This window comes from Streptomyces sp. HUAS TT11 (genome assembly GCF_051553595.1).
Classification (GTDB): Bacteria; Actinomycetota; Actinomycetes; order Streptomycetales; family Streptomycetaceae; genus Streptomyces.
The window spans coordinates 1,930,245-1,955,469 of record NZ_CP196184.1 but is presented as its reverse complement, the minus strand read 5'-3'; the positions used below and the strand labels follow the sequence as shown (position 1 = coordinate 1,955,469).

Sequence of the window (25,225 nt, the reverse complement as noted above, 5' to 3'; positions counted from 1 at the left end):
TCAGACGTACCACCCGGAGGACCGTCCGTTGTTCAGCATCACCGTTCGTGATCACATCATGATCGCCCACAGCTTCCGCGGCGAGGTGTTCGGGCCCGCGCAGCGGTTGCACGGCGCCACGTTCCTCGTCGACGCGACCTTCAAGCGGGAGGAGCTGGACGACGACAACATCGTCGTCGACATCGGGCTGGCCACGAAGGAACTGGGCGCGGTCGCGGGCGAGCTGAACTACCGCAATCTCGACGACGAGCCGGACTTCGCCGGGATCAACACCTCGACGGAGTTCCTGGCCAAGGTGATCGCGGACCGGCTCGCGGAGCGCATCCACAAGGGGGCACTCGGGGAGGGCGCCAAGGGCATCGCCACCCTCGCCGTGACCCTGCACGAGTCGCATGTCGCCTGGGCGGGTTACGAGCGTGCGCTGTGATCCGGCGGCAGTGGCCCGGGCGTGGTCGTGAGACGTCCTGACCCCGCTGCCCGACAGGGCAGGTGAACCGGCTTCGGCGGCAGACCGGGTGGGCCGGTCTGCCGACGGGGCCGGTGCGGGCTCAGCCTTCCCGCCCGTCGCCCGAGTCCGAGCCCCGTGCGGCCGGCGGGTCCTGCGGCGTCCAGTGGCGGTGCCAGGTCCTGGCCCAGTCGCGCCCGACGTATCCCGTGCGCATTCCGAGCCGTGCCTCGGGGTCGCGATACGCCCTTCTCATGTGCCCGATCAGCACCGCGGCGATCCCCCAGGCCAGGACGTCGTGGACGAAGATGGCACTGGTGCGGGAGACCGTCGGCAGCACTCCGGTGAACCACATCAGGAGCCCGGTGGCCATCATGACCAGAACCGCTCCCGCGATCCAGCCCGCATAGACCTTCTGCCCCGCGTTGAACTTGCCGGCGGGTCGCGCCCGGGGCTCGGTCAGGCGCCTGCGGGCGGCCCGCAGCCATTCCCGGTCGTACGCGGCGAAGCGGTTCAGCCGGCGGAGATCCGCGCGGAAGGCGGGGGAGGCGAGGCCGAGGAGGAAGGGCAGGGGGAGCAGGACGCCTGACCACTCGTGGACCGTGACGAGCAGGTGGCGGCGGCCCACCAGTTGGGCCAGCGGCGCCAGATAGAGGCAGGCCGCCGTCCCCACGCAGAGCAGCATCAGCCAGCCGGTGGCCCGGTGCACCAGGCGCTCGGCCCGGCTGAACCGGCGGATCCGGCCCGAACGGTCAGGCCGCGGAGCCGTCGCCGTCGCGGTCCTCGCCGTCGAGCCATCCGTCGATGTCATAGCCGTACTCCTCCCAGTAGCCGGGGACGACCTTGTCGGTCACCGAGATGCCGGACAGCCACTTGGCCGACTTGTAGAAGTACATGGGAGCCGCGTAGAGCCGGACCGGACCGCCGTGCTCGTGGGGGATGGGCCTGTCCTGCATCCTGAGGGCCACGAGCATGTCGGAGCGGCGCGCCTGGGCGAGGGTGAGGCTCTCGGTGTAGACGCCGTCGAAGCAGGTGAAGCGCAGGGCGCGGCCCTCGGGACGTACCCCGGCGTCCTCGAGCAGTTCGGAGAGCCTCACACCTTCGAACGGGGTGTTCTCGACCCGCCAGCCGTCGGTGCACAGCACGTCGTGGACGATCCGGGTCTGCCGCAGTGCGCGCAGATCCTCGAGCGTGTAGGTCGCCGGTCGGTCGACCAGTCCGTCGATCCGCAGTGCGTAGTCGGTCTCGTCCTTGCGCGGTACCGAGCCCACCACGCTGTAGTAGCGGAATCCCCCCGGGTTGGGGAGCACTCCGGTGAGTCCCGTGGGGTCCTTCTGCGACGCGGCGCCGAGCGCCTTCTCCCAGCCGTCCTGCAGCCAGGGCGCGGTGGCGAGGCCGACGGCCCCGGCGCCGAGCATGGTGAGCATCGTCCGCCGCGCCACGGGCGCTCCCTCGGCCGGCCGGTTCTTTCGGAGGCCCATGGTCACCGGACCTCGGGGTGCGGGGGGAATCCGGTGGTCCGGCCCGCGTGACCGGGTCCCACCGTCAGCGGTGCCGCGCTCACCGCGGCGTTGTGGTGCTCGACTGCCTGACTCACGGAATCTCTCCTCTGTATGTGCACGCTCGTCTCGAAGGGGCGGGCGCTGCCCGCCGGCCGCTCGGCCCTTCCCCGCGCCGGGGGATCGGCCGCGTCGGTGACCTGGGGCGGGGACGGTCGGGCGGTACGGGGATCTCCGCGGTGCCCGGGGACGGTGTCGCCGCGGCGCCGGCGGTCTCAGGCGACCGTGGCCTCGATGGTCACGGGGATGTCGAGCGCCTTGGAGTAGGGGCAGATCCGGTGGGCGCCGGCGCCGAGCTCGTCCGCGGTGCTCTGGTCCACTCCGCTGAGCTCGAGGTGCAGGACGGCACTGAGGTGGTAGTCGCCCGCGTCGTGGTGCAGCGTGACCTCGGCGACGACCGCCAGGTCCTGCAGAGTGACTTTCTTCTGCGCGGCGGTGATCTTGACTGCGCCCAGGAAGCAGGAGGCCCAGCCGGCGGCGAGGAGCTGCTCGGGGTTGGTGGCTGCGCCGTTGCCGCCGAACTCCTTCGGAATGGCGAGGGTGACGTCGAGGAGCCCGTCGCTGGATGCGGCACGGCCGCCGTTGCGCCCCTCACCCGTCGCGGTGACGACGGCGGTGTAGTTCGTTTCAGCCATGATCGTGCCTTTCGGATTCGCCTGGGAGGGAGTCGATCAAGAGGCATCACCTCTCTGACAGGTGATGACTTTGGCAGTTTCGTTGTCACCTGTCAAACAGGTGACGGGCGGAGTGGCTGAGGATGGGTGCCCGGGTTGTCGACCGGGGCGCGCGGCGCCCGATCGGAGGCGGTGAGGTGGCGGTCGAGGGTGTGATCACTCGTCCGGTGGATGAGGGCCGGGGGTCGGCTTGCCCTGAGGTGCTCGAGGGTCGCCCCTTGTTCTTTCGTTCATCACCGGTCAGACTGGTGACATGATGCATGTCTTCAAGTGCGGCGCCCCCGTGCTGGACTTCCTCGGGACCCTGCGCGCGCGGCGCAACGCGGTACCCGTCGAGGTGCTCACCTCCCCGGAGAGCCTCGACGCCTGGTTCCGTGAGTCCGGCATGGTCGACGGAGACACGCACTGCGGACCGTCCGACGTGGAGGACGCGATCGCTCTGCGCGAGGCGATCTACCTGCTCATCGTCGCCAGGCTGGCCGGCGACGACTACGACGCCGAGGCGCTCGCGCTGGTCAACGACAGGGCGCGCACTCCGTCCGCGATTCCGCAGCTCACGCCTGCGGGGCGCAGGATCGAGGCGACGGCGCAGCAGGCCCTGTCGTCCGTCGCCCGGCAGGCGGTGGAGGTGCTCGGCGGTCCGGAGGCGGCGCTGCTCAAGGAGTGCAGCAGGCCCGAATGCACCCAGGTCTTCCTCGACCGGTCGCGTGGAGGCTTCCGGGAGTGGTGCGCCATGGATCCCTGCGGAAACAGGGTGAAGGCCGCCGCCTACCGTGCCCGCAGGCGGGCGGGCAGGCCGCGCGCGGCCTCGACCGCGCCGGCGAACCGATAGGGCTCCGCCCGCGGTGCCCTCGCCGGTGTGTGTCGCCGGCTTCTCCGTCCACCCGGCCCGGCCGGGGTGTCCGCTTTCGGTCGCTTCGCAGCGGAGCGCGTGCACGGCGGCGGTGTGGCAGATCCTCGGTGAGGCGTTCCGCGCTCACCTCCGCCAGGGCGCCGGCCCGGACCGTGTGGCGGCTGAAGGTGACCTCGACGAGCAGCGCGGCGAGGAACAGCAGCCGGCGTTCCGGCGTGTGCTCGGCCGGCAACCGGGCGTGGATCTCGTGGGTCCGCTCCCGCACGGTCACATACAGCGCTCCGGTGGTGTGCTCGTCGTCCGTGGCGCCGCGCGGGAGTGCGACGAACGTGTCGGTGCCCGCGGGGTCCTGTCTGCGCCGTACGCAGATCCGGGTGATGCGTGCGGGCGGTGCGGTCGGGCCTGGGCCCGCCGTCCACGCCGGTCGAGCCGGCGGACGGCGGGCCCAGGCCCGTTGACGGTCCGGGTGGAGCCGCCGTGTTGCAGCCGGCGACTCCCCGAAGGGCGACGAATCCGACGCGTCGTCACTCGGCTCCGAGACCCGCGTCCTCGACCTCGTTCCTGCCGTCCGCCTTGAGGACCTTGTTGAGCGGTGCGAGGTCGTAGATGCCCTTGAGGTCGGGCTTCTCCAGCAGACCGGCCTTCACCGCGTGATCCGCCTCGCTGTCGAGCGTCGCGGCCAGCGGGTCGTCCAGGAACGTGATGGACTTCCAGGCCGGGTCGAGGACGTCGGCGGGCAGCGCCTTGCCGGACAGTTCCTTCAGCGCGGCGTTGGCGGAGGCCTTCGCCTTGTCGGGGTTCGCGTTGATCCATGCGTTGGTCTTCACCGAGCCGCGCAGTACGGCCTCGACGACGTCCGGGTGCTCCTTCAGGAACTTCTGCGACACGATGATGTTCGTGATGACGAACTTCTTGCCGGGCCAGAGATCCGATTCGTCGAGCAGTACCCTGCCGCCCTCGGCGACCAGTTTGGACGCGGTCGGCTCCGGCACCCAGGCGCCGTCGATCGAGCCGGACTTGAAGGCGTCCGGGGTGACCTTGTTGTCCATCCGGAGCACCGAGACGTCGCCCTTTCCGCTCTCGGCGTCGACCTTCCAGCCCTGGTCCGCGATCCAGTTGAGGAAGGCGACGTCCTGCGTGTTGCCGAGCTGAGGCGTCGCGATCTTCTTGCCCTTGACGTCCTTCAGGGACGTGATCTTCTTCGGGTCGACCACGAGCTTCACACCGCCCGACGCGGAGCCGCTGATGATGCGGAGGCTCTTGCCGTTCGACTTGGTGTAGCCGTTGATGGCGGGGGAGGGGCCGATCCAGCCGATGTCGATGGAGCCGGAGTTGAGGGCCTCGATCTCGGAGGGTCCGGCGTTGAAGGTCGACGCCTTGATCGTGGTGCCGCCGAGCTCCTTCTGGAACAGGCCCTCCTGGACGCCGACCAGCGCCGTGGCGTGGGTGAGGTTGGGGAAGTACCCGATCCTCACTTCGTCGGTGGAGAGCTTCTTGCCGTCCGCCGCGACCTTGGTCTGCTTGCCGTCGTCCGTGGACTCGGAACCGTAGCCGCAGGCGGTCAGCAGGAGAGGGAGCGCCGCTATGACGGCGATCGTGCGCAGGGTGGTGAGCGGTCTTGCGGCAGACACGGAGGTGTCCTCTCGGGGAATGGGTGATCGGGGAAGAAACGGAACCGCGCGATGCGCAGCCCCTGGGCACACACCGGCGCTACGCTCACCCGCCCTCGGCGGGTGGAACGCCGTATGGGGCGGTGAAGCGGGCGGCGGCGGGTGCCGCAGGAGATGGTGCGACTTCACGGCCGCCGTGCGGGACCCGAAGGCGCGAGGTCAGGGGAACGCGCGGGTGACGCCGTCGGTCGAAGGGCGCCCCGTCCGCCGACGTGGAGCGGCGGGGCCGCGGCCATGTCCGGCGTGGTGCCTGCCGCTTCTGCGGACGGTCTCAGACGGGTCGACAGATGGCGCTGGACGTACGGCCGAGGTCGATGTGGCGACGCGAGGTCAGAAGGGGCAGCAACCGGCCTGCCCGGCTGAGTGTTCTCATGGCCGCCCTCCTCCCCACGGATCCCTAGTTTTCCTACCGGGTTGATGGGGATCGTGGCAGAAGTCGGCGCCCATCCCAAGGGGGTGTTCACATGCTGGATGAAGAGATCTCGCTCTTCGAGATCGGTGCGGTCGCAGGGCGTGGGGTCAGGGGTTCACCCAGGCGCCCGGGGCGTCGGTCAGTGCGGACACCCCGGCGGGCAGTTGGGCCGATGCCACATCCGCGAGCGACACGCCCTCGAGGATCTCGCGCACATTGGTCCGCAGCGCGATCCACAGCGGGAGCAGCGACTGGGCGGGTCCGGTGTAGGACAGCTCCGGGGGCCGGACCCCGCGCACCGAGACCAGCGGTCCGTCCACGACGCGTATGACATCGGCGATGCTGATGGCCTCGGCGGGCCTGGCCAGCCGATAGCCGCCCTTGCCGCCGCGCTGGCTGAGCACAAGACCGCCCCGGCGCATGTCGTTCAGGATGCTCTCGAGGAATTTGTGCGGAATGTCCTGGGCGTCGGCGATGGCCTCGGCCTTCAGTGGCTCGTCGTCCCGGGACGCGGCGAGCTGCAGTGCGGCACGTACCGCATAGTCCGCCCTGGCTGAGATCCGCATGCGCTCATTATTCCGCAGAGCTCCCGTCCTCGTCCGTCCCGGGCGGGTCCGGACAGGGGCGCGGGTCTTTGCGGCGCGGTCGGGTCGGGCACAGGAGCGCGGCCCGGGCGGTCAGAGGGGGAGGGAGAAGGGAGGGTGTGCACCGTTGAGGAAGTAGTCCCCGACGTCGCGGAGTCGGTGGGCGACGGGTTCGTACAGGGTGTGGGTGCGCGCATTGCGCCAGAAGCGGTCCAAACCCAGATGGGAGGACGCGGAGCGGGCGCCGATGACGTCGAGCGCGCGGGTGGTGGCTTCCTGGGCGGCCGTGGACGCGGCGGCTTCGGCCATGGCCACGAGGACGGAGATCTCCGCGTACTCGTCGTAGCCGAGGTCCTCGCCGCGTGCCAGTCCGCCGCACACGGCCTCCCGCGCCTGATCGGCGAGCGCCGACGCGGAGCGGGTGAGGACGCCGAGTTCGCCGTAGGCGGTCAGTACCTGCGACTCCTCGGGGGAACCGGCCGGCCAGGCGGGGTGCCAGGGCGAGTGGCCCGCCCTGCTGTACTCGCGGACCTCGGCGAGCACACCCTCGGCCGCGCCGAGACAGAGCTGGACGGAGAAGAGGCGCCCGATCGGCGACGCCAGCGCGGCGGAGGGTGCGAGGACGTCCTCGTCCGAGGGCAGGGAGCCGAGTATGTCGTCGCCGGCCACCGGGACTGCGTCGAACTCGACGCTGCCACCGGCCGCGAGCCGCTGTCCGAAGGTGTCGATGTCGCTGTCGATCCCCACCCCGCTCCGGGCGGGATCGACGACGAGGGCGACCGGCTCACCGGTGTCGGCCCGCGCGGCCCGTACTGCGATACGGTCGGCGACCAGGACCCCGGTGAGATAGCTCTGGCGGCCGTCGAGCACATGCCCGTCGGCCGTCTCGGTCAGCCTCAGGGCCGGCTCCTGGCGGGCGAAACCGCCTCCCCAGCACCACTGCTCCGCCGCGGTCCGGCGCTGCACCCGTGCGGCGAGAGCGGGTTCGCCGAAGAACCGGGGACTCGACGACAGGTGGTAGTGCGAGCCGAGGAGCCGGCCGATCGCGCCGTCGGCCGCGGCGATCTCCCGGACCACGGCATAGGCGGTCGGCCAGTCCCCACCGCCTCCCCCCGACTCGGCGGGGACGAGCAGCGAGAGCAGTCCCGCGTCGCGCAGCCGGGACACCTCGTCGAACGGGGCCTTGCCGGCCTGCTCCCGGGCCACCGCGTCCGTGGCGAGGTCGTCGGCGGTCTCGCGGGCCACGCGCAGCCAGTGTGCGGGGGGCGGCGCGGTTCGGTCGGGCTCCGAGGTGAGGCCGGACGACGCAAGGGCAACGCCCATGGAGGTGGTCTCCTCAACTTCAGCAGCAGACGGCACTGATGGCGTGACCGAGGTCGACATGCCGACGACGAACGAGTCGTTGCCGCGTACGGGCCGTGTACATCATCCTGCGCATCCGCGTTCGGCCTCGTCAATGCTTTCCTAGTAAATCGATAGGAAAACTGGGGAAAGCGTTCCGGACTTCACCCGGGTGCACACCGGCTCCGACGCTCACATCGGTGTCGAGCCCTTCTGGGCCGTCAGCGGGCGGGCCGGGGCGTGTACCGGTGTCGAGGGCGCGCAGCAGCGCCCGGGCCACCGCGTCGTTCTGGCGGAAGGCGGGGGCGTTGGTGCGGGGGCGGGCGAAGGCGGCTACGGCGCGGCTGTCGGTCGGGGCGCCGAGGGCGATACGGCGGGGGTGCGGGCCGCCGAGACCGGGATCGACGACGTGGCCGTCGGCGGGGACGACGGTGAGCCGGCCGGAGCGGTGGGTGTGTTCGGCGTCGGCGATGACCTCCTCGGCGAGCGCGCCTGTGCGGTGCAGCCGCCGGAGCAGCGGGTCCTCGGTGCGGTCGAGGTTCGGGCCGGGCAGATACGCCTCGATCAGGGCCGTGGCACGGACCGTGCGACCGGGCACGGTGGGGCTCGTCGCGGTGAAGGTCCCGGTGGCCTCGTCCGTGCCGATGCGGAGGTCGGCACCGAGGAAGCGGACGAGCCCGGCATGCGACAGGGCGAGCAACTGGCGCAGCCGGAACCCGGGTGGACCCGAGGCGAGGAAGCTGAAGAAGCCGTGCCACCAGCCGTCGAGGCCTTCGGCGAGGGAGCGGGCCGACAGCCGTCCCCCCGCGATCAGCCGCGGCAACTGGCCGTACACGGAGAGCAGGGCGAGGAACGCGCCCAGGTCGGCGCTGTACCCGGGATCCTCACGGCGGGCCACGTCCCGGGCGATGCGGTCACGCAGATGCTCCTCGAAGTCGTCGGGCGAGGCGAAGACCAGGTCCTGCAAGGGGCGGTCGAGGGCTTCGAAGTCCAGGCGGTCCGCCCGGCCGGGCACGGCCCCGGCGACCAGATACGCCATCGCGTCCGAGTACCAGTCGAGGCGGTCGTAGGCGGCGGCGAACTCCGGCCACGGCACGGCCGTGCGCTCCGGGTGGGCGTGGAACAACTCGTGGTAGTGCCCGAATCCGATCTCCTTGGCCATCAAGGGCCATACGTCGTGGCGCAGATCCAGCGGGCGTCCCTCGGCGAGCAGCGCGTCGACCGCCTCGGGGCCGAAGTGGCGGGGCAGCGGAGGGCGGGGTCCCTGGAGCCGGTAGCCGGTCTTTGCGTGGTAGGGCACCCCGCGCCGTGAACCGATGTGCAGCACGGGCTCACGGCCGGAGGGAAGGTAGCTGAGGGTGCCGTCGGGTTCGTCGCGGTAGGCGCCGCCCCGTCCTTCGGTGAGCAGCGTCACCAGGTCGACGCAGGCCAGCCCGAATCCGCGCAGGACGACGTGCTCGCCGGGCCGCAGTCCCGTGAGATCGGCGTCGGCGGAGAACTCCGGCGGCAGATGGAAGCGTCCGTGACGACGGGCGAAGGCGGCACGGGTGCGGTGCTCGGCGGCGGGGGCGGAGCCGAGGTGCCCCTGGGCGAGGACCACCAGGTCGGCGGCGAGCGGAGCGGCACGGTCGGCGAGGTGCACCTGCTGCGGGCCGTCGGGCGGCCCGGTCACGGCCGTCGCGGTCGTGCGGTGCCATTCGACGGTGACCGTCGACGGCAGTTCGGCCACCGCCCGGCGGAACACCCAGTCCAGGTAGACGCTCTGGGCCCGCCGGGTCGGGAAGTCGGTCCCGGTCAGTGTGCGCAGTTCGGGCAGTACCTCCGGGTCGGCCGGTTCGGCGTACGGTGCGAACCGCGGTCCGCCGGGGCGGAACTGAGCGGCCCACTCGGCCAGGGAGGGTCCCGGGCGGACCGGTCCGTCGATGGTGGACGTCTCGTCGGTGAACATCGTGACGTCCTCGGCCATGGAGTTCATGCGCAGCAGCGGCGACTGCGCGTGCCGCCAGATCCGCCCCGGCCCGGGTGGGTGCGGGTCCACCAGATGGATGCGCAACTCCCGCTCGCCTGACCACAGTTCGGGTGAGTTGGCGGCGATGCGCTCCAGCAGCCCGGTGGCGCGCGGTCCCGCGCCGACGACGACCAGGGTCGATACGGAACCGGCGCTCACCGGCCACCGCCGAGGGCGGGACGGGAGTCGGCCGCGGCCGCCCGGCGCAGCCGGCCCCGCAGCGCGGCGAGTCGGGCGCGCAGCCGCCCGAGCGGGGTGGGCGGAAGGCTGCGCGCGGAGCCCCGGGCGTAGTACCGCTCGACGTAGTACTGGCCGATGCCGAGCACGGAGGTCACCGCGACATACCAGAGGGTTGCGACCAGCAGGAGCGGGATGACCTGGTAGGTCCGGTTGTAGATCAGCTGCACCGAGAACAGCAGGTCGTGCACCGCCAGCACGCTGACGATGCTGGTGCCCTTGAGCGTGCCGATCAGCATGTTGCCGGCCGTGGGCACGATGGAGCGCATGGCCTGCGGTACGACGATCCGGCGCAATGTGCGCCATCTGCCGAGGCCCAGTGCCTGGGCCGCCTCGTTCTGCCCGGCATCCACGGACAGGATGCCGCCGCGCACCACCTCGGCGGCGTACGCGGTCTCGTGCAGAGTCAGTCCGACGACGGCGGTGAGGGTGGGGCCGAGCAGGTTCACCGTCTTGACGGTGACGAACTGGGGGCCGAAGGGGATGCCGATGCCGAGGGTCGGATACAGGGCGCCGATGTTGAACCAGAACAGCAGCTGCACCAGCAGCGGAGTGGACCGGAAGATCCACACGTAGCCCCAACTGAGCGTGCGCAGAACCGGATTGGCCGAAAGGCGGAGCACCGCCAGAAAGGTGCCCAGCAGGAATCCCAGCACCATCACCGCTCCCGTGAGCCACAGGGTGAGCAGCAGCCCGTCGAGCACCGCGCCGGTGGTGAGGTATCGGCCCACGACGTCCCACTGGAAGGCGGCGTTGCGGACCACGGAATGGAGGACCAGCGCGAGAACCGCCAGCGCGGCGGCACCGGTCAGCAGGCGGCCGGGGTGCCGGCGCGGCACGATCTGCGGCGGTCCTTCGGGGGCGCCGCGCTCATCGCGTTCGTGCGCGGGGGCGGGTATGACATCGGAAGGCGTGACCATGGGGAGGCTCTCCGGGGAGGGGAATCGCAGGCGTAGGTGACCAGCCGGGGTCCCTCGCGGGCGCAGGGTGCCGCGCCGCCACGGGGCCGCCGGGACGGGATGTCGTCACGCTCGCCGCGTCCCTCAACGCGGCCGGACAGACACCGCGCACGGCGGAGCCTCTCCGCCGTCGATCGTATGTGTGGGCCGCACGGTTGTGTCAACCGTGCGCGGTACGGCCACAAGCGGTCCGGCATGCGGTCACCGGTTGACGAAAAGCCCGGCGTACTGCTCAATGAATCGCATGAATGCCCAGCTGCGCTTGGTCTCGCGCGATCACATCGACTTCGGTCGTGTGTGGTCCGCGGCGTGTTGCGTCTGACTCGGCAGCGGGCCGCCTGACCGGCCCTTCCCTCCCTCGGTGACCCCGTCGCGGGCCGAGATCCCCCCTGCGCGCGCTGCCGCACCCCCGTATCTCCCGACGCCCGGCGTCGTCACGCCCGCATCGCTCCGTCCATTCGTCTGACGGCTAGTCAGTCATGCCCGTGCGCAGGGCAGTTCAGCCATGCCCGCGCACGGACGGCCTCCCGAAAGGCTTCTGTCATGCCCGTGGAGTTCCTCGGCATCGCCGCCACCAACAACGGCTCCGAAACCACCCCGCGCTCCGGCCCCGCATTCGACAAGGACTACACGCTCCGGCTCGCCCGGGCGCACGAGGACCATGGCTGGGACCGGGTGCTGTTCGCCTACGGCTCCGGATCCCCGGACCCCGCCCCGGCGGCCGCGTACATCGCGAGCCGGACGGACCGGCTCCAGATCCTGCTCGCCCACCGCCCCAACGTCTCGTACCCCACCTTCGCCGCCAAGACCTTCGCCACCCTCGACCAGATCAGCGAGGGCCGGCTGACCGTGCACTTCATCACCGGCGGCAACGACCACGAGCAGGGCCGCGAGGGCGACACCCTGACCAAGGACGAGCGCTACGCCCGCACCCGCGAATACATCCGCGTCGTCAAGAAGATCTGGACCACCCACGAGCCCTTCGACCACGAGGGCGGGCACTACCGCTTCCACGACTTCGTCAGTGACGTCTTCCCGGTCCAACAGCCCCGCCCGAACGTGTCGTTCGGGGGTTCCTCGCCCGCCGCGTACGCCGCCGGGGGCGCCGAGGCGGACATCTACTGCCTGTGGGGGGAGCCCTTGGAGCGGACCGCCGAGCAGATCGAGGCGGTGAAGGCCGCCGCGAGGGCGGCGGGCCGTACCGACGTGCCGCGCATCCAGGTCGCCTTCCGCCCGATCATCGCGCCGACCGAGGAACAGGCCTGGGACAAGGCCCACCGCACGGTCGGTGCCATCCGGCAGCAGCGCGAAGCGGGCCTTGTCCGGCACCACCGCGGGGACACCCCGGAGAACACCGGCTCGCGGCGGCTGATCGCCATCGCCGAGGCGGGGGAGCGCTACGACCGCGCCCTGTGGACCCCGACCGCCGCCGCGACCGGTGGCGCGGGGAACTCCAACGCCCTGGTCGGCACACCGGAGACAGTCGCCCGGGCCCTGCTGGACTACTACGACATCGGCGTCGACATCCTCTCCGCCCGCGGCTACGACCTGCTCGGCGACGCCGTCGACTTCGGGCGACACGTGATCCCGATCGTCCGCGAGGAGGTCGCCAAGCGCGACTCGGAGCGGGCGGCGCATGCTCCCCGGACCTACGCGGCGGTGGCCGAATGACCTCCGCCGCACCGAAGCCCGTCCCCGGGCCGACGGTGGTGCATGTCCCGGTCTCCGACCCACGCGTGAGACCCCTGCTGCACGAACTCGGCGAGGAGTACTCCACCCGGTACGGCAAGGACGCACACGCCGAACTGGCCCGCTACCCCGACGAGGAGTTCACCGCACCGCACGGCGGTGTCCTGCTGCTGTTCCTGGAGCGGGGCGCGCCCGTCGCGGGCGGCGCCTTCCGGCGGTACGACGCGGTCACGGCCGAGCTGAAGCGGATCTGGACACACTCGGCCCATCGCCGACGCGGGCTCGCCCGGCGCGTCGTCGCCGAGCTCGAACACGAGGCGGGCGTCCGCGGCTACCGGCGGATCCGGCTGACCACCGGGCCGCGCCAGCCGGAGGCCCGCGGACTGTACCTGGCCACCGGCTACACACCGCTGTTCGACATCGAGGCCGACCCGGAAACCATCGGCCCGCTCCCCTTCGAGAAACGCCTCCCCGCCACCGGAAGGGCCACCGTCCAGTGAAGCTCCACCGCATCGGAGAACGTCTGCGCCCACTCGCGGCCACCGCCGCGCTCCTGCCTGTGCTGGCCCTGACCGCGTGCGGCTCGGGCGACCCCGACGACGAGGCGGTGTCGGCTCGGCGGGCGCCCGCGGACGACCCGGTCGCCGCCGTCCGCACGGTGGACGCCATCGCCGCCCTGCTTCCGGCATCCGTCCGCTCGTCGGGCACGCTGCGGATCGGCAGCTCCGTCGGCGCGCCGCCCTCGGCGTACTACCCGGACGGCTCCCACACGCCCGAGGGACAGGACATCGACATCGCCGACGCCGTGGCGAAGGTCCTCGGAGTCAGGCTGGAACGGCAGGACGCCTCCTTCGAGACGATCCTGCCGGCCCTGCGCAGCGGCAAGTACGACGTCGGCACCGGCAATTTCGGCGTCACCACCGAGCGCCTGAAGACCATCGACTTCGTCACCTATATCGACGACGGCCAGGGCTTCGCGGTGAAGCAGGGCGACACGTCGTTCGGCAAACGGATCGGCGACCTGACCCAGTTGTGCGGACGGACCGTGGGCATCGGCGCCGGTACCACCTTCGAGGCGACGCTCGACGCGCAGAAGGGGGTGTGCACGAAGGCCGGCAAGAAGCCGTACGACGTGAAGGTCTACTCGGAGAACGGGGCGACCTTCACCGCCCTCCAGCAGGGCCGTATCGACGTGATCATGTCGACCATCAACGGGCTGCGCCATCAGGCAGCGCAGCCCGCCGCCCACACCACGTTCCTCGGTGAGTACCACCGCCTCGACGTCGGTTTCGCCTTCAAGAAGGGCTCCACTCTCACCGAGCCGTTCCAGGCCGCCGTCAATCAGCTGATCAAGGACGGCACATACGCCCGGATCCTCAGGAAGTGGGGCACCACCGGCTCCGCGATCGACACGTCCCGCATCAGCCCGCCCGAGCACACCTAGGAGCAGGGACCCCACCATGCCCACCCGCACCGTGCCACCCGGCGCGATCTCCCGGGGCGCCGCCCCCGACGTCCCGCCCGCCCCGGAAGCGCTCAGGGTCGTCCCCGCCCGCCACTACGCCCGCTGGACGGCGGCCGTCGTGGTGCTGGTGCTCGTCGCCCAGTTCGTGCACGGCCTGGCCACCAACCCCGTGTGGGAGTGGAGCGTCTTCCGTGACTACGTCCTGTCCGAGACGATCGTCCAGGCGGTGTGGGTGACCCTGCAGCTCACCGCCTACGCCACCGTGCTCGGCTTCCTCCTCGGCACCGTGCTGGCCTTCATGCGGCTCTCGCGCAGCCCGGTACTGCAGACCGTGGCCTGGACATACATCTGGATCTTCCGGTCGATCCCGATGATCGTGCAGCTGGTCTTCTGGTTCAACCTGAGCGCCCTGTACGAGAAGCTGGGCGTCGGCATCCCCTTCGGCCCGGTGTTCTGGTCCGTCGACAGCGACAGCGTGATCGGCACCATCGGCGCCGCCGTCATCGGCCTGACCCTGCACCAGGCCGCCTATGCCGCCGAGATCGTCCGCGGTGGCGTCATCTCGGTCGACCACGGGCAGTCGGAGGCCGCCGCCGCACTGGGCATCCCGCGACTGCGGCAGATCCGCCGTATCGTCCTGCCGCAGGCCATGCGCGCGATCCTGCCCACGGCGGGCAACGAGATCATCGGCCTGCTCAAGGGCACGTCCGTGGTCTATGTGATGGCCATCGGCGAGCTGTTCTACCAGGTGCAGGTCGTCTACGGCCGCAACGGCCGGGTGATCCCGCTGCTGCTGGTCGCCACCGCCTGGTACGTCGTCCTGACCTCGCTGCTGTCGGTCGCCCAGTACTACGTGGAGCGTCGCTACGCACGGGGCGCCGACCGCACCCCGCCGCCCACTCCGCTCCAGCGTGTCCGTCGCTTCGTGCGTGATCTGCGCGCGGCGGCAGCCCGGCGCGACCAGCCCGTCGTACCCCTGAACCCCCTGGGAGAGAGCCGATGAGCGAGGTGATGGTGGACGTCCACGGCGTCCACAAGAGCTTCGGCGCACTGGAAGTGCTGCGCGGGGTGGACCTTCAGGTCCGCGCCGGCGAGGTCACCGTGATCCTCGGCCCGTCGGGCTCCGGCAAGTCCACGCTGCTGCGCACGATCAACCACCTGGAGAAGGTCAACCAGGGCTGGATCAGCATCGACGGCGAGCTCATCGGCTACCGCCGCTCCGGCGGCAAGCTGCACGAGCTCAAGGAGAAGGACGTTCTGAAGCAGCGCACCGGCATCGGGTTCGTCTTCCAGACCTTCAACCTGTTCCCGCATCTGACCGTCCTGGACAACCTCGTCGAGGCCCCCGTCTCCGCACTGCGCCGGCCGCGGAGGGAGGCCGAGGAGACGGCCCGCCGGCTCCTCGACCGGGTGGGTCTCGCCGACAAGGCCGACGCCTACCCCCGCCGGCTCTCCGGCGGCCAGCAGCAGCGCGTGGCCATCGCCCGCGCCCTCGCCCTCGGGCCGAAGGTGCTGCTCTTCGACGAGCCCACCTCGGCGCTCGACCCGGAGCTGGTCGGTGAGGTCCTCGACGTGATCAGGGATTTGGCCCGCACCGGAACCACCATGATCGTCGTCACCCATGAGATCGGCTTCGCCCGTGAGGTCGCCGACACCGTGGTCTTCATGGACGGCGGTGTGGTCGTGGAACAGGGGCCGCCCACGGCGGTCCTGGACGATCCCCGCCACGAACGCACCCGCGCCTTCCTCTCCAAGGTCCTCTGACGTCCCCTCACCGCCGCCCGCCCACGCAAGGAGTACGACCATGTCCGCGACCCTCGCCCGCCACACCGTCGCCGCCGCGCTGACGCTCTCCTCGGCCCTCGTCCTGGCCGCCTGCGCCAACCCCTCCGACGGCGGCACGACCGAGGTCGCGGCCACGAAGGGCAGCACGACGAAGATCAACCTCAGTCCCGACCAGAACCGCGTCACCACGGGCAAGGTCGCCGCCATAGCCGCGGAGGTCCCGGAGAGGATCAGGAAGAGAGGCACCCTGGAGATCGTCGTGTCGTCCGGCTCGGCCGCACCGCTGAGCTTCCACGCGACCGACAACAGGACCGTCATCGGGGTCGAGCCCGACATCGCCCACCTGGTCGCGGACGTCCTCGGTCTCGAGCCGCACCTCACGACCGTCTCCTGGGAGAACGTCTTCGTCGGCCTCGACAGCGGCAAGTACGACGCCGGCTTCAGCAACATCACCGACACCGAGGAACGCAAGGAGAAGTACGACTTCGCCACCTACCGCGAGGACAATCTCGGCTTCGAGGCGAAGAAGGGCAGCGGCCTGAAGGTCCGGGGCCCCGCGGACGTGGCGGGCAGGACGGTCGCCGTGAGCAGCGGCACCAACCAGGAGAAGCTGCTCATCGAGTGGAGCAAGGAGAACGAGAAGGCCGGCCGCAAGCCGGTGGACATCAAGTACTACCAGAACGACAGCGACACCTACCTCGCTCTGCGATCCGGCCGCATCGACCTCTACCTGGGCCCCAACCCGACCGCCGCCTACCACGCGGCCACCACGGGCCGAACCGAGGTCGTCGGCACCTACTCCGGCGCGGGCGCAAGCCTCCAGGGCCTCATAGCGGCCACCACCAAGAAGGACAGCGGCCTGGTCGAACCGCTGGCCGACGCCCTCAACGAGGTCATCCGCAACGGCACGTACGCGAAGGTGCTCGAGCGCTGGGGCCTGTCGGAGGAGGCCGTGTCGAAGTCCGAGATCAACCCGCCCGGACTGCCCAAGTCCAACAAGTAGCCGCGTCGGGGCGCGGTGGTGGTCCGGCCGGCACACCTCTCCGCGCGCGCAGACCCCTTCCGGAAAGGCATCCGCTCGTGTCCACAAAGACCTCCTCAGCTTCCACAGCACTGCACCTCGCCGTCGCCCTGGACGGCACCGGGTGGCACCCCGCCTCCTGGCGGGAGCCGGTGGCCGAACCCCGGAGTCTGTACTCCGCCGGATACTGGGCCGATCTGGTCGCCGAGGCCGAGCGCGGTCTGCTCGACTTCGTGACCTTCGAGGACGGCCTCGGCCTCCAGTCGGCCCACTTCCTCGACCCCGACGAACGCACGGACCAGGTCCGCGGCCGCCTGGACGCCGTCCTCATCGCTTCCCGTGTCGCGCCCCTCACCCGGCACATCGGCCTGGTCCCGACCGTGGTCGCCACCCACACGGAGCCGTTCCACATCGCCAAGGCGATCGCCACCCTCGACCATGTGAGCACCGGCCGTGCGGGCCTGCGTGTGCAGATCACGGCCCGTCCCAACGAGGCGGCGCACTTCGGCCGCCGCACGATCCCCCGCATCGACGGCTACGAGAGCCCGGCCGCGCGGGAGGTGATCGGCGACCTCTTCGACGAAGCCGCCGACTACGTGGAGGTGGTGCGCCGGCTCTGGGACAGCTGGGAGGACGACGCGGAGATCCGCGACGCCGCCACCGGCCGCTTCGTCGACCGCGACAAGCTCCACCACATCGACTTCGAGGGCCGCCACTTCAGCGTCAGGGGACCGTCCATCACACCGCGCCCACCGCAGGGCCAGCCCGTCGTCAGCGCCCTCGCCCACTGGACGGTGCCCTACCGGCTCGTGGGCCGCCAGGCCGACATCGGCCATGTCACCCCGCACGACATCGAGCAGGTCCGGGCCATCGTCGCCGAAGTCCGCGCCGAGCAGGCGGCGGCCGGCCGTCCCGGGACGCCCCTGCACGTCTTCGCCGACCTGGTGGTCTTCCTCGACGACGACCCCGCGGCCGCGGCGGCCCGGCGCGAGCGCCTCGACGGGCTCGCGGGCGAGCCGTACACCAGTGACGCCCGCGTCTTCACGGGCACACCCGCCCAGCTCGCCGATCTCCTCCAGGAGTGGCGGTCGGCGGGGCTCACCGGTTACCGGCTGCGTCCCGGCGTCCTGGGCCACGACCTTCCGGCGATCACCCGGGGCCTGGTCCCCGAACTCCAGCGCCGGGGGGCCTTCCGCCGCGCCTACGAGGCCGACACCCTGCGCGGACTGCTGGGCCTCGCCCGCCCCGCGGGCCGCTACACCACCGCCGACGCCTGAGCCGGAGGAACCGCAGGACCATGAGCAAACCGCCCAAGCAGATCCATCTGGCCGCCCATTTCCCCGGAGTCAACAACACCACGGTGTGGAGCGACCCCGAGGCCGGCAGCCACATCGACTTCCGTTCCTTCGTCCACTTCGCGCAGACCGCCGAACGTGCCAAGTTCGACTTCCTCTTCCTCGCGGAAGGTCTCAGACTCCGCGAACAGGGCGGTCGGATCTACGACTTGGACGTCGTCGGCCGGCCCGACACCTTCACCGTCCTCGCCGCGCTCGCCGCCGTCACCGAGCACCTCGGACTGACCGGCACCATCAACTCCACCTTCAACGAGCCCTACGAGGTGGCCCGGCAGTTCGCCAGCCTCGACCACCTGTCCGGCGGTCGCTCCGCATGGAACGTCGTCACGTCCTGGGACGCCTTCACCGGCGAGAACTTCCGCCGGGGCGGCTTCCTTCCGCAGGAGGAGCGCTACTCGCGCGCCGAGGAGTTCCTGGCCACCGCGAACGAACTCTTCGATTCCTGGCGCGGGGACGAGATCGTCGCGGACCGGGCGAGCGGAACCTTCCTGCGGGACGCCAAGGCCGGCGCCTTCGTCCACTCGGGTCGGCACTTCGACATCCACGGCCGGTTCAACGTCCCGCGCTCCCCGCAGGGCCGCCCGGTCGTCTTCCAGGCGGGCGACTCCGACGAGGGACGCGAGTTCGCCGCGGCCGGCGCCGACGCGATCTTCAGCCGGTACGCCACCCTGGAAGCGGGGCAGGCCTTCTTCACGGACGTGAAGAACCGCCTCGCCGCATACGGTCGGCGCCCCGACCAGCTGCTGATCCTGCCCGCCGCCACCTTCGTGCTGGGCGACACCGACGCGGAGGCGTCGGAGCGGGCACACGAAGTGCGCCGCCGGCAGGTCAGCGGCGCCACCGCCATCAAGCATCTCGAGTTCGTCTGGAACCGGGACCTGTCGTCGTACGACCCCGAAGGGCCGCTTCCCGACATCGACCCCCATGTCGGCGACACCCACATCGCCGAGGGCCGCGCCCAGGTACGCATGTACCGGGACCCGCTGGCCACGGCGCGGGAGTGGCGGGAGCTGGCCGCCGCCAACAACTGGTCCATCCGCGACCTGGTCGTCAACACCGGCAACCGGCAGAACTTCGTGGGCTCCCCGGCCACCGTCGCCAGGACCATCAACGACTTCGTGCAGGCCGACGCCGCGGACGGATTCATCCTGGTCCCGCACATCACACCGGGCGGTCTCGACGAGTTCGCCGACAAGGTCGTCCCCCTCCTCCAGGAACGTGGCGTCTTCCGCACGGAGTACGAGGGCCCGACGCTGCGGCACCAGCTCGGCCTCGCCCACCCCGACGACCTGCCGGGCGAACGGCGGGCCGCGTCGTGAAGCCCTCAGCGCGGGGCGGCGCCCGTGACATCGCTCTCGGCGCCGCCCCGGCGGCCACCGGCCGGATCGTCGGCACGCTCGCGCACACGCCTCGTGCGGTCGGCCGCGGCGTCCTCGGCGGCGAACCGCCCCAGTCCACCCGGTACTCCTGAAAGGTCGCCGCATGGCCACCGTCCTCTCCGTCTCCGGAAGTCCCTCCGCCGCCTCCCGCACCGCACGGCTCCTGCGCCACCTGGACAAGCGCCTGATCGCACAGGGGCACGAGGTGACCACCCTGAACGTCCGCACCCTGCCTGCCGAGGCACTGCTCGGCGCCGACTTCCGGCACCCCGCGATCGTCGAGGCCGTCGCCCTGTTCGAACGGGCCGAGGGCATCGTCATCGGCACGCCCGTCTACAAGGCCGCCTATTCCGGGCTGCTGAAGTCGCTGCTCGACCTGCTCCCGCAGTACGCGCTGGCGGGCAAGACCGTGCTGCCACTGGCCACCGGCGGATCCGTCGCCCACGTCCTGGCCATCGACTACGCCCTGCGTCCCGTGCTCAGTTCCATGGGCGCCACGCACATCGTTCCCGGCTGGTTCACGCTGGACAAGGACATCACCGTGTCCGACGACGGCACGGTCACCCTCGCACCGGGCTCGGCGGGACCTCTGGTGCAGGTCACGGATCAGTTCTCCGCCGCGCTGGGCGGCCGCAGGACGGTACTGACGGCGGCCGGATGAGCGGCGCGGCCCGTGGCCGCGTCCCGCCCACCTCTACGCTCCGCTCGGGCCGCCGGCCACGAGCACGATCCTGATCGGAGTCCCCAAGTGCCCCTCACCTTCCATTGGTTCCTGCCGACCAACGGTGACAGCCGCCATGTCGTCGGGGGCGGCCACGGCACCCCGGCCACCGCCTTCGGACGCGACCGGCCGCCGACGGTCGGATATCTCAGCCAGATCGCCCGCGCCGCCGAGGACCTGGGCTTCGTCGGCGCGCTCACCCCGACCGGCGCCTGGTGCGAGGACGCCTGGCTGACGACGGCCATGGTCAGCCGGCACACCGAGCGCCTGAAGTTCCTGGTCGCCTTCCGGCCGGGGTTCGTCTCGCCCACTCTGGCCGCGCAGATGGCGTCCACCTTCCAGCGGCAGTCCGGGGGACGGCTCCTGCTCAACGTCGTCACCGGGGGCGAGAGCCACGAGCAGCGCGCTTACGGCGACTTCCTCGACAAGGACGCCCGCTATCGCCGTACCGGCGAATTCCTCGACGTCGTACGGGGGTTGTGGCGGGGCGAGACCGTGGACCTGCGTGGTGAACACCTGCGGGTCGAGGACGCGAAGCTCACCCGGCTACCCGACCCGGTGCCCGAGGTGTACTTCGGGGGCTCCTCTCCCGTCGCGGGGGAGATCGCCGCGCGCCACGCGGACGTCTATCTCACCTGGGGCGAGCCGCCCGCCGCCGTCGCCGAGAAGGTCGCCCGGATCAAGGCCCTGGCGGCGGAGGAGGGGCGCCGCATCCGTTTCGGCATCCGGCTGCACGTCATCACCCGTGACACCGCGGAGCAGGCGTGGGGCGAGGCCAGGCGGCTGCTCGACGGCTTCGACGCGCAGACCGTACGGGCCGTGCAGGCCGGTCTCGCCCGCAGCGAGTCCGAGGGGCAGCGGCGCATGCTGGCACTGCACGGAGGCAGTCGGGACGACCTGGAGATCCACCCCAACCTGTGGGCGGGGATCGGGCTGGTGCGGGGCGGGGCGGGTACGGCGCTGGTGGGCAGTCACGACGAGATCGTCGAGCGGATCGCCGAGTACCACCGCGTCGGCATCGAGGAGTTCGTCCTCTCCGGCTACCCGCATCTGGAGGAGGCGTACTGGTTCGGCGAAGGCGTCCTGCCGCGGCTTCGGGCGCAGGGCGTGTGGAGCCACCCCCTCCACCCCGCCGAGGGCCCCCGGACCGGCGCCGGCGAACCCTTCGCCGGCGCCGGGGCCAGCCGTTGACCGCGGCGGTCGTCCTTACCGGACGGCCTCGGAGGCGGCCCCCGCCTTCGCGCCGGACTCGTTCCCGCCGGGCAGCGCCGGGTTCCGCCGGGCCAGCAGCCAGTACAGCAGCGCGGGTACCACGAGGCCGACGATCCAGGAGACGTCCGCGCCGCCCAGCGGATCGACCAGGGGACCGGTGTAGAACGCCGTGGAGAGGAACGGCAGCTGGGCGAGCAGACCCACCGCGTAGACCACGAGCGCGTCCCACCGCCAGGCGCCGTAACGGCCCTTGGGGTCGAAGAGCGCCGGGATGTCGTAGCGCTCCTTCGCGATCAGGTAGTAGTCGACCAGGTTGATGGCCGACCACGGAGTGAAGAAGGTCAGCAGGAAGAGCAGGAAGTCCTTGAACGAGGCCAGGAAGCTGTCCTTGCCGAGGAGCGCGACCGCCGTGCCCGCAATCATGATCACTGCGATGTAGGCGACCCGGCCGCGCCGGGAGAGCAGGCGCCTGCCGCGGAACCCGCTGACGCTCGTGACCATCGACATGAAGCCGCCGTAGGTGTTGAGCACGTTGATGGTCAGCTTGCCGAGCGCGATCACGAAGTAGAGGAACGACGCGATCAGGCCCGCGCCGCCGAGGCCGACGACATAGCCGACCTGGTTCGCGAGGAACCTGTCACCGGCCGTCGCCGCCACCAGCACACCGAACGTCATCGACCACTGCGAGCCGATGGCCGAGCCCGACAGGGTCCACCAGAAGGTGGCCCGGCCGGAGGTGGTGCGCGGCAGATAGCGCGAGTAGTCCGCGACGTAGGGCCCGAACGCGAGTTGCCAGGACGCCGACAGCGACATCGCGAGCAGGAACATCGGCAGCGAGAAGTGCGCGTCCTTCATCAGCGCCGAGAGGTCTGCCTGGTCGAGCAGGCGTATGCCCAGGTAGACGAAGGCGAGCGCGCAGATGACGCTCGCGAGCCGGCCGAGGGCGTGGATGACGCGGTAACCGACCACCGCCATGACCGCCGTGACCACCGCGAAGATCACGATGCCGCTGGTGTGGCCGGTGTGGGTCAGCTCGCCGACCGCCTGGCCCGCCAGCACCGTGCCGCTCGCGAAGAACCCGACGTACATCAGGATCACCAGCAGCAGCGGGACCACTGCGCCGCGCACGCCGAACTGGGCGCGCGACTGGATCATCTGCGGAAGGCCGAGCTTGGGGCCCTGCGCGGAGTGCAGCGCCATCACGGCGCCGCCCAGCACATTGCCCACCACCAGGCCGACCAGCGACCAGACGACGTCCCCGCCGAAGACGACGGCCAGTGCGCCGGTCACCACGGCGGTGATCTGGAGGTTGGCGCCGAGCCAGAGTGTGAACTGGGAGAAGGCGGTGCCGTGTCGTTCCTCGTCCGGTACGACGTCGATGGAGCGCCGCTCGACCAGAGCCTCTGCCATGATCCGCTCTCCCTCCTCGGCCGTCTTCCACGACGGACCTCGGTGTGCCGGGCATGTATAACATCATGCAGAGTTCTTGGTGACTGAATAGATTGTCAAGAGGGTGCACGTCACCAGCCCGAACAAAGATCCCGCGCTGTGGTGTCCGAGTCCCTCGAAGGTCAGAGGCCGCCGGCCAGCCGGGCGAAGGTGCGGGCGGCGGGTTCGGTCCTGGCGTGACGGTGGCCCGTGCCCGCCCACAGATGCATCAGCCGGGTGTCCCCGGCCGCGGTGGCCGCCTTCCGCAGCGGGCCGGTGAGGTGGTGCAGGGCCGGGTAGCCGACGGGGGCGACATGGTCGTAGCGCTCGACGAAGTGGTTGCGCAGTGCGCGTGCGGGCCGCCCGGTGAAGGCGCGGGTGATCACGGTCGTGTCGAAGGCGGGATCGGCCAGAGCGGCCTTGTGCGGCGCGGACGCCCCGCTCTCCTCGGTGCGCAGCAGGGCGGTGCCGATCATCGCGGCTTCCGCTCCGGCGGCCAGGACGCCGGCCACGCCGGCCGGGCCGCCGAGTCCGCCCGCCGCGATGACGGGCAAGGGGACGGCGCCCCGGACCCGGGTGATCAGTTCCGGCAGCGGGACGGCCACTGACAGATGTGCGGGCGTGAAGGTGGCGGAGTGGCCGCCGGCTGCCGAGGCCTGGACGACGACCGCGTCCACCCCGATGCCGGCGGCGCCGCGGGCCTCGTCCGCCGAAGTGACCGTCTGCACGACGACGGTCCCGGCCCTGCGCAGCTCGGCGACGACCGACCGACCGGGAAGCCCGAAGGTGAAGGACACCACGGGGACGGGGTCGGCCAGCAACAGGTCGATCTTGTCCCTCCAGTGGTCGTCGTCCTCGACCGGCTCGCCGTCGGGCAGGCGAAGCCCGTACAGGGCGGCCTCGGGCCGGATCGCCCGGACGTAGTCGCGGTAGTCCTCGGTGGAGACGGAGACCGGGTTGGGGACGAAGACGTTGACGCCGAACGGCACGCCGTCCGCACGCACGGTCCGGACCTGCTCGGCCAGCGTCTTCGGAGTCTTGTAGCCGGCGGCGAGGAAGCCGAGGCCGCCCGCGCGCGCGGCGGCGGTCACGAGCGCGGGTGTGCTCGGCCCCCCGGACATGGGTGCGGCGAGAATCGGAAGACCCGGTCCGAGATGAGACAGGAGTCGGCTCATGGAGGCTTCTCTTTCGTCGTGGGGCCGCGCTCCACGCTAGACAGCCCGCGAAGTGCCGTGAAATGCCGGTTAAGCTGGCTTTATAAGCCTCAGGCATGGATGCGCCGGAAGGGACGGCCCGCCCATGGACGTCGAACTTCGCCATCTGCGCGCGTTCGCCGCCGTGGCACACCACCGGTCCTTCACCCGCGCCGCCGAGGAACTGCTGATCACTCAGCCGGCCCTGAGCCGCACCGTCACACAACTGGAGTCCGCCCTGAGCGTCCGGCTCCTCGACCGCTCCTCACGGCACGTCGAGCTGACCGGGACCGGCAGGGAGTTCCTGACCCGTGTCGAGCACGTGCTGGCGGCACTGGACCAGGCCCTCGCCGCCGCGCGGAGGGAGATCACGATCAGGCTCGGCTTCAGCTGGCTGCTGCCCGACCCCTGGGCGCAGGACGCCGTGAACCAGTTCACGCGGACGACCGGCGCATCCGTCGCCCTGGTCCGCCGCGACGATCCGATCCGGGGCCTGCAGCAGGGCACGATCGACATCGCCCTGGTCCGCGGTGAATTCACCGCCCCGCGCTCGGCCCGCGCGGTGCACCTGTACGACGAACCCCGCATCGCCGTCTGCTCCCAGAACTGCGACCTGGCCCGGTCCGACCACCTGGACTGGGCGGACGTCCCGCGCCGGCCCCTGGTCGTCAACACCGTCAGCGGCACCACGGGTCCCTGGTCATGGCCCGCCGGACAGGGCCCCGAGCAGATCGTCGAGACGACGAACTTCGACGAATGGCTCGAGTCGGTGGCCGCCGACCGGGGGATCGGTGTCATCCCCGAGATCGCTCGGCGCCGTATCGGCCACTCCGCGATCCGGTACATCCCGCTGACCGGCGCACCCCCCAGCCCGGTCAGCCTTGTCTACCTCCCCCATGCGCAGCAGGCGCTCATCCGTGGATTCCTGGAGGCCGCCGTCGCCGCGGTGAACGGGTGAACCGCGGGAGGGGCCCGGATGCGCGGCCGCGCACCGGGCGGCGGGCGGCGGCCTTGTCCTCGCGACGGCACGAGCCGGACCGGACCGGGGACACGCGGTGTCCGCGACCGATGTGGTTTGACTTGCCGTGCACGCATGGGACGCTGAGAAAACGTGAGCCGCTGGAGCACTGCGGCGCCGACGCCCGCGGGCCACGGTGCCGGTGGACCCGGCCACCGCATCGGGGTGCGGCCGGTCGGCGGCCCGAAAGGACGGGCGATGACGGATCCCCTCAGCG

At 71.1% G+C, this 25,225-nt stretch carries 25 protein-coding genes and 1 pseudogene; 14 read left to right on the top strand and 12 right to left on the bottom strand.

Annotated features, from left to right (window positions below; genetic code table 11):
- The first annotated feature begins 28 nt into the window (after window positions 1-28).
- Entirely contained in the window at window positions 29-427 is a 399-nt protein-coding gene (locus ACSHXN_RS08975; protein WP_355134110.1) for a 6-pyruvoyl trahydropterin synthase family protein, read from the top strand.
- Between the two features lie 121 nt (window positions 428-548).
- Here the strand turns inward: ACSHXN_RS08975 and ACSHXN_RS08970 are convergent, their stop codons facing one another.
- The 3 genes from ACSHXN_RS08970 to ACSHXN_RS08960 all read right to left on the bottom strand — a co-directional run bounded on the left by ACSHXN_RS08970 (window position 549) and on the right by ACSHXN_RS08960 (window position 2,639).
- Window positions 549-1,256, bottom strand: coding sequence for a cytochrome b/b6 domain-containing protein (locus ACSHXN_RS08970; protein ID WP_356292482.1), 708 nt, complete (start codon window positions 1,254-1,256; stop codon window positions 549-551).
- Window positions 1,198-1,872 (bottom strand): molybdopterin-dependent oxidoreductase, encoded by a 675-nt coding sequence (locus ACSHXN_RS08965; RefSeq protein WP_438306442.1) that lies wholly within the window; start codon window positions 1,870-1,872, stop codon window positions 1,198-1,200. Before ACSHXN_RS08965 ends, ACSHXN_RS08970 begins: the two co-directional genes overlap by 59 nt.
- Before the next feature lie 347 nt (window positions 1,873-2,219).
- Complete coding sequence (locus ACSHXN_RS08960; protein ID WP_355134106.1) at window positions 2,220-2,639, bottom strand: Ohr family peroxiredoxin; 420 nt, start codon at window positions 2,637-2,639, stop codon at window positions 2,220-2,222.
- Between the two features lie 295 nt (window positions 2,640-2,934).
- Between ACSHXN_RS08960 and ACSHXN_RS08955 the strand changes: the two genes are divergently transcribed.
- Window positions 2,935-3,510 carry a CGNR zinc finger domain-containing protein gene (locus ACSHXN_RS08955; RefSeq protein ID WP_355134146.1) on the top strand — a complete coding sequence of 192 codons (576 nt, stop codon included), beginning with the start codon at window positions 2,935-2,937 and terminating at the stop codon, window positions 3,508-3,510.
- A 136-nt stretch (window positions 3,511-3,646) separates the two neighbouring features.
- On the opposite strand, the pseudogene ACSHXN_RS08950 reads toward ACSHXN_RS08955, so the two are convergent.
- The 7 genes and pseudogenes from ACSHXN_RS08950 to ACSHXN_RS08920 form a co-directional block, all read right to left on the bottom strand.
- Window positions 3,647-3,910: pseudogene (locus ACSHXN_RS08950) on the bottom strand (TetR/AcrR family transcriptional regulator); the annotation flags it as partial.
- Window positions 3,911-4,055: 145 nt separating this feature from the next.
- Entirely contained in the window at window positions 4,056-5,162 is a 1,107-nt protein-coding gene (locus tag ACSHXN_RS08945) for an aliphatic sulfonate ABC transporter substrate-binding protein (protein ID WP_356114778.1), read from the bottom strand.
- A gap of 310 nt (window positions 5,163-5,472) precedes the next feature.
- Window positions 5,473-5,574, bottom strand: coding sequence for a putative leader peptide (locus ACSHXN_RS08940; RefSeq protein ID WP_355134102.1), 102 nt, complete (start codon window positions 5,572-5,574; stop codon window positions 5,473-5,475).
- A 146-nt stretch (window positions 5,575-5,720) separates the two neighbouring features.
- Window positions 5,721-6,179 carry an RrF2 family transcriptional regulator gene (locus ACSHXN_RS08935; protein WP_059130296.1) on the bottom strand — a complete coding sequence of 153 codons (459 nt, stop codon included), beginning with the start codon at window positions 6,177-6,179 and terminating at the stop codon, window positions 5,721-5,723.
- 111 nt (window positions 6,180-6,290) lie between these two features.
- Window positions 6,291-7,520, bottom strand: a complete 1,230-nt coding sequence (locus tag ACSHXN_RS08930; protein ID WP_356292485.1) for an acyl-CoA dehydrogenase family protein — start codon at window positions 7,518-7,520, stop codon at window positions 6,291-6,293.
- Window positions 7,521-7,650: 130 nt separating this feature from the next.
- On the bottom strand, window positions 7,651-9,705 hold the full coding sequence (locus ACSHXN_RS08925; protein ID WP_438302893.1) for an FAD/NAD(P)-binding protein: 2,055 nt from the start codon (window positions 9,703-9,705) through the stop codon (window positions 7,651-7,653).
- The gene (locus tag ACSHXN_RS08920; protein ID WP_438302892.1) at window positions 9,702-10,703 is read right to left on the bottom strand and encodes an amino acid ABC transporter permease; all 1,002 of its coding nucleotides are present in this window, start codon (window positions 10,701-10,703) and stop codon (window positions 9,702-9,704) included. Before ACSHXN_RS08920 ends, ACSHXN_RS08925 begins: the two co-directional genes overlap by 4 nt.
- Before the next feature lie 582 nt (window positions 10,704-11,285).
- Between ACSHXN_RS08920 and ACSHXN_RS08915 the strand changes: the two genes are divergently transcribed.
- From ACSHXN_RS08915 to ACSHXN_RS08865, 11 genes are all read left to right on the top strand, one after another.
- Window positions 11,286-12,413, top strand: coding sequence for an LLM class flavin-dependent oxidoreductase (locus ACSHXN_RS08915; RefSeq protein WP_383355449.1), 1,128 nt, complete (start codon window positions 11,286-11,288; stop codon window positions 12,411-12,413).
- A complete protein-coding gene (locus tag ACSHXN_RS08910; protein WP_355134092.1) occupies window positions 12,410-12,931 on the top strand; it encodes a GNAT family N-acetyltransferase in 522 nt (173 codons plus the stop codon). Before ACSHXN_RS08915 ends, ACSHXN_RS08910 begins: the two co-directional genes overlap by 4 nt.
- Window positions 12,928-13,875 carry an ABC transporter substrate-binding protein gene (locus tag ACSHXN_RS08905; RefSeq protein WP_356112118.1) on the top strand — a complete coding sequence of 316 codons (948 nt, stop codon included), beginning with the start codon at window positions 12,928-12,930 and terminating at the stop codon, window positions 13,873-13,875. Before ACSHXN_RS08910 ends, ACSHXN_RS08905 begins: the two co-directional genes overlap by 4 nt.
- Window positions 13,876-13,891: 16 nt before the next feature.
- Window positions 13,892-14,899 carry an amino acid ABC transporter permease gene (locus ACSHXN_RS08900; protein WP_438302891.1) on the top strand — a complete coding sequence of 336 codons (1,008 nt, stop codon included), beginning with the start codon at window positions 13,892-13,894 and terminating at the stop codon, window positions 14,897-14,899.
- The gene (locus ACSHXN_RS08895) at window positions 14,896-15,660 is read left to right on the top strand and encodes an amino acid ABC transporter ATP-binding protein (protein WP_438302890.1); all 765 of its coding nucleotides are present in this window, start codon (window positions 14,896-14,898) and stop codon (window positions 15,658-15,660) included. Before ACSHXN_RS08900 ends, ACSHXN_RS08895 begins: the two co-directional genes overlap by 4 nt.
- Before the next feature lie 40 nt (window positions 15,661-15,700).
- On the top strand, window positions 15,701-16,684 hold the full coding sequence (locus tag ACSHXN_RS08890) for an ABC transporter substrate-binding protein (RefSeq protein ID WP_355134084.1): 984 nt from the start codon (window positions 15,701-15,703) through the stop codon (window positions 16,682-16,684).
- Window positions 16,685-16,761: 77 nt separating this feature from the next.
- Window positions 16,762-17,979 (top strand): LLM class flavin-dependent oxidoreductase, encoded by a 1,218-nt coding sequence (locus ACSHXN_RS08885; protein WP_356112124.1) that lies wholly within the window; start codon window positions 16,762-16,764, stop codon window positions 17,977-17,979.
- Window positions 17,980-17,999: 20 nt separating this feature from the next.
- The gene (locus ACSHXN_RS08880) at window positions 18,000-19,376 is read left to right on the top strand and encodes an NtaA/DmoA family FMN-dependent monooxygenase (RefSeq protein WP_355134080.1); all 1,377 of its coding nucleotides are present in this window, start codon (window positions 18,000-18,002) and stop codon (window positions 19,374-19,376) included.
- Window positions 19,373-19,528: a hypothetical protein gene (locus ACSHXN_RS08875; protein ID WP_355134078.1), complete on the top strand. Its 156-nt coding sequence runs from the start codon at window positions 19,373-19,375 to the stop codon at window positions 19,526-19,528. Before ACSHXN_RS08880 ends, ACSHXN_RS08875 begins: the two co-directional genes overlap by 4 nt.
- 11 nt (window positions 19,529-19,539) lie before the next feature.
- On the top strand, window positions 19,540-20,097 hold the full coding sequence (ssuE, locus tag ACSHXN_RS08870; RefSeq protein ID WP_355134076.1) for an NADPH-dependent FMN reductase: 558 nt from the start codon (window positions 19,540-19,542) through the stop codon (window positions 20,095-20,097).
- Between the two features lie 87 nt (window positions 20,098-20,184).
- The gene (locus tag ACSHXN_RS08865) at window positions 20,185-21,348 is read left to right on the top strand and encodes an LLM class flavin-dependent oxidoreductase (protein ID WP_355134074.1); all 1,164 of its coding nucleotides are present in this window, start codon (window positions 20,185-20,187) and stop codon (window positions 21,346-21,348) included.
- Between the two features lie 15 nt (window positions 21,349-21,363).
- Here the strand turns inward: ACSHXN_RS08865 and ACSHXN_RS08860 are convergent, their stop codons facing one another.
- Together ACSHXN_RS08860 and ACSHXN_RS08855 are read right to left on the bottom strand one after the other, a co-directional pair.
- Window positions 21,364-22,779, bottom strand: coding sequence for a purine-cytosine permease family protein (locus tag ACSHXN_RS08860; RefSeq protein WP_438302889.1), 1,416 nt, complete (start codon window positions 22,777-22,779; stop codon window positions 21,364-21,366).
- Window positions 22,780-22,940: 161 nt separating this feature from the next.
- Window positions 22,941-23,972: a nitronate monooxygenase gene (locus ACSHXN_RS08855; RefSeq protein ID WP_355134070.1), complete on the bottom strand. Its 1,032-nt coding sequence runs from the start codon at window positions 23,970-23,972 to the stop codon at window positions 22,941-22,943.
- A 124-nt stretch (window positions 23,973-24,096) separates the two neighbouring features.
- Between ACSHXN_RS08855 and ACSHXN_RS08850 the strand changes: the two genes are divergently transcribed.
- Window positions 24,097-24,948 (top strand): LysR family transcriptional regulator, encoded by an 852-nt coding sequence (locus ACSHXN_RS08850; protein WP_438302888.1) that lies wholly within the window; start codon window positions 24,097-24,099, stop codon window positions 24,946-24,948.
- The last annotated feature ends 277 nt before the right edge of the window (window positions 24,949-25,225 follow it).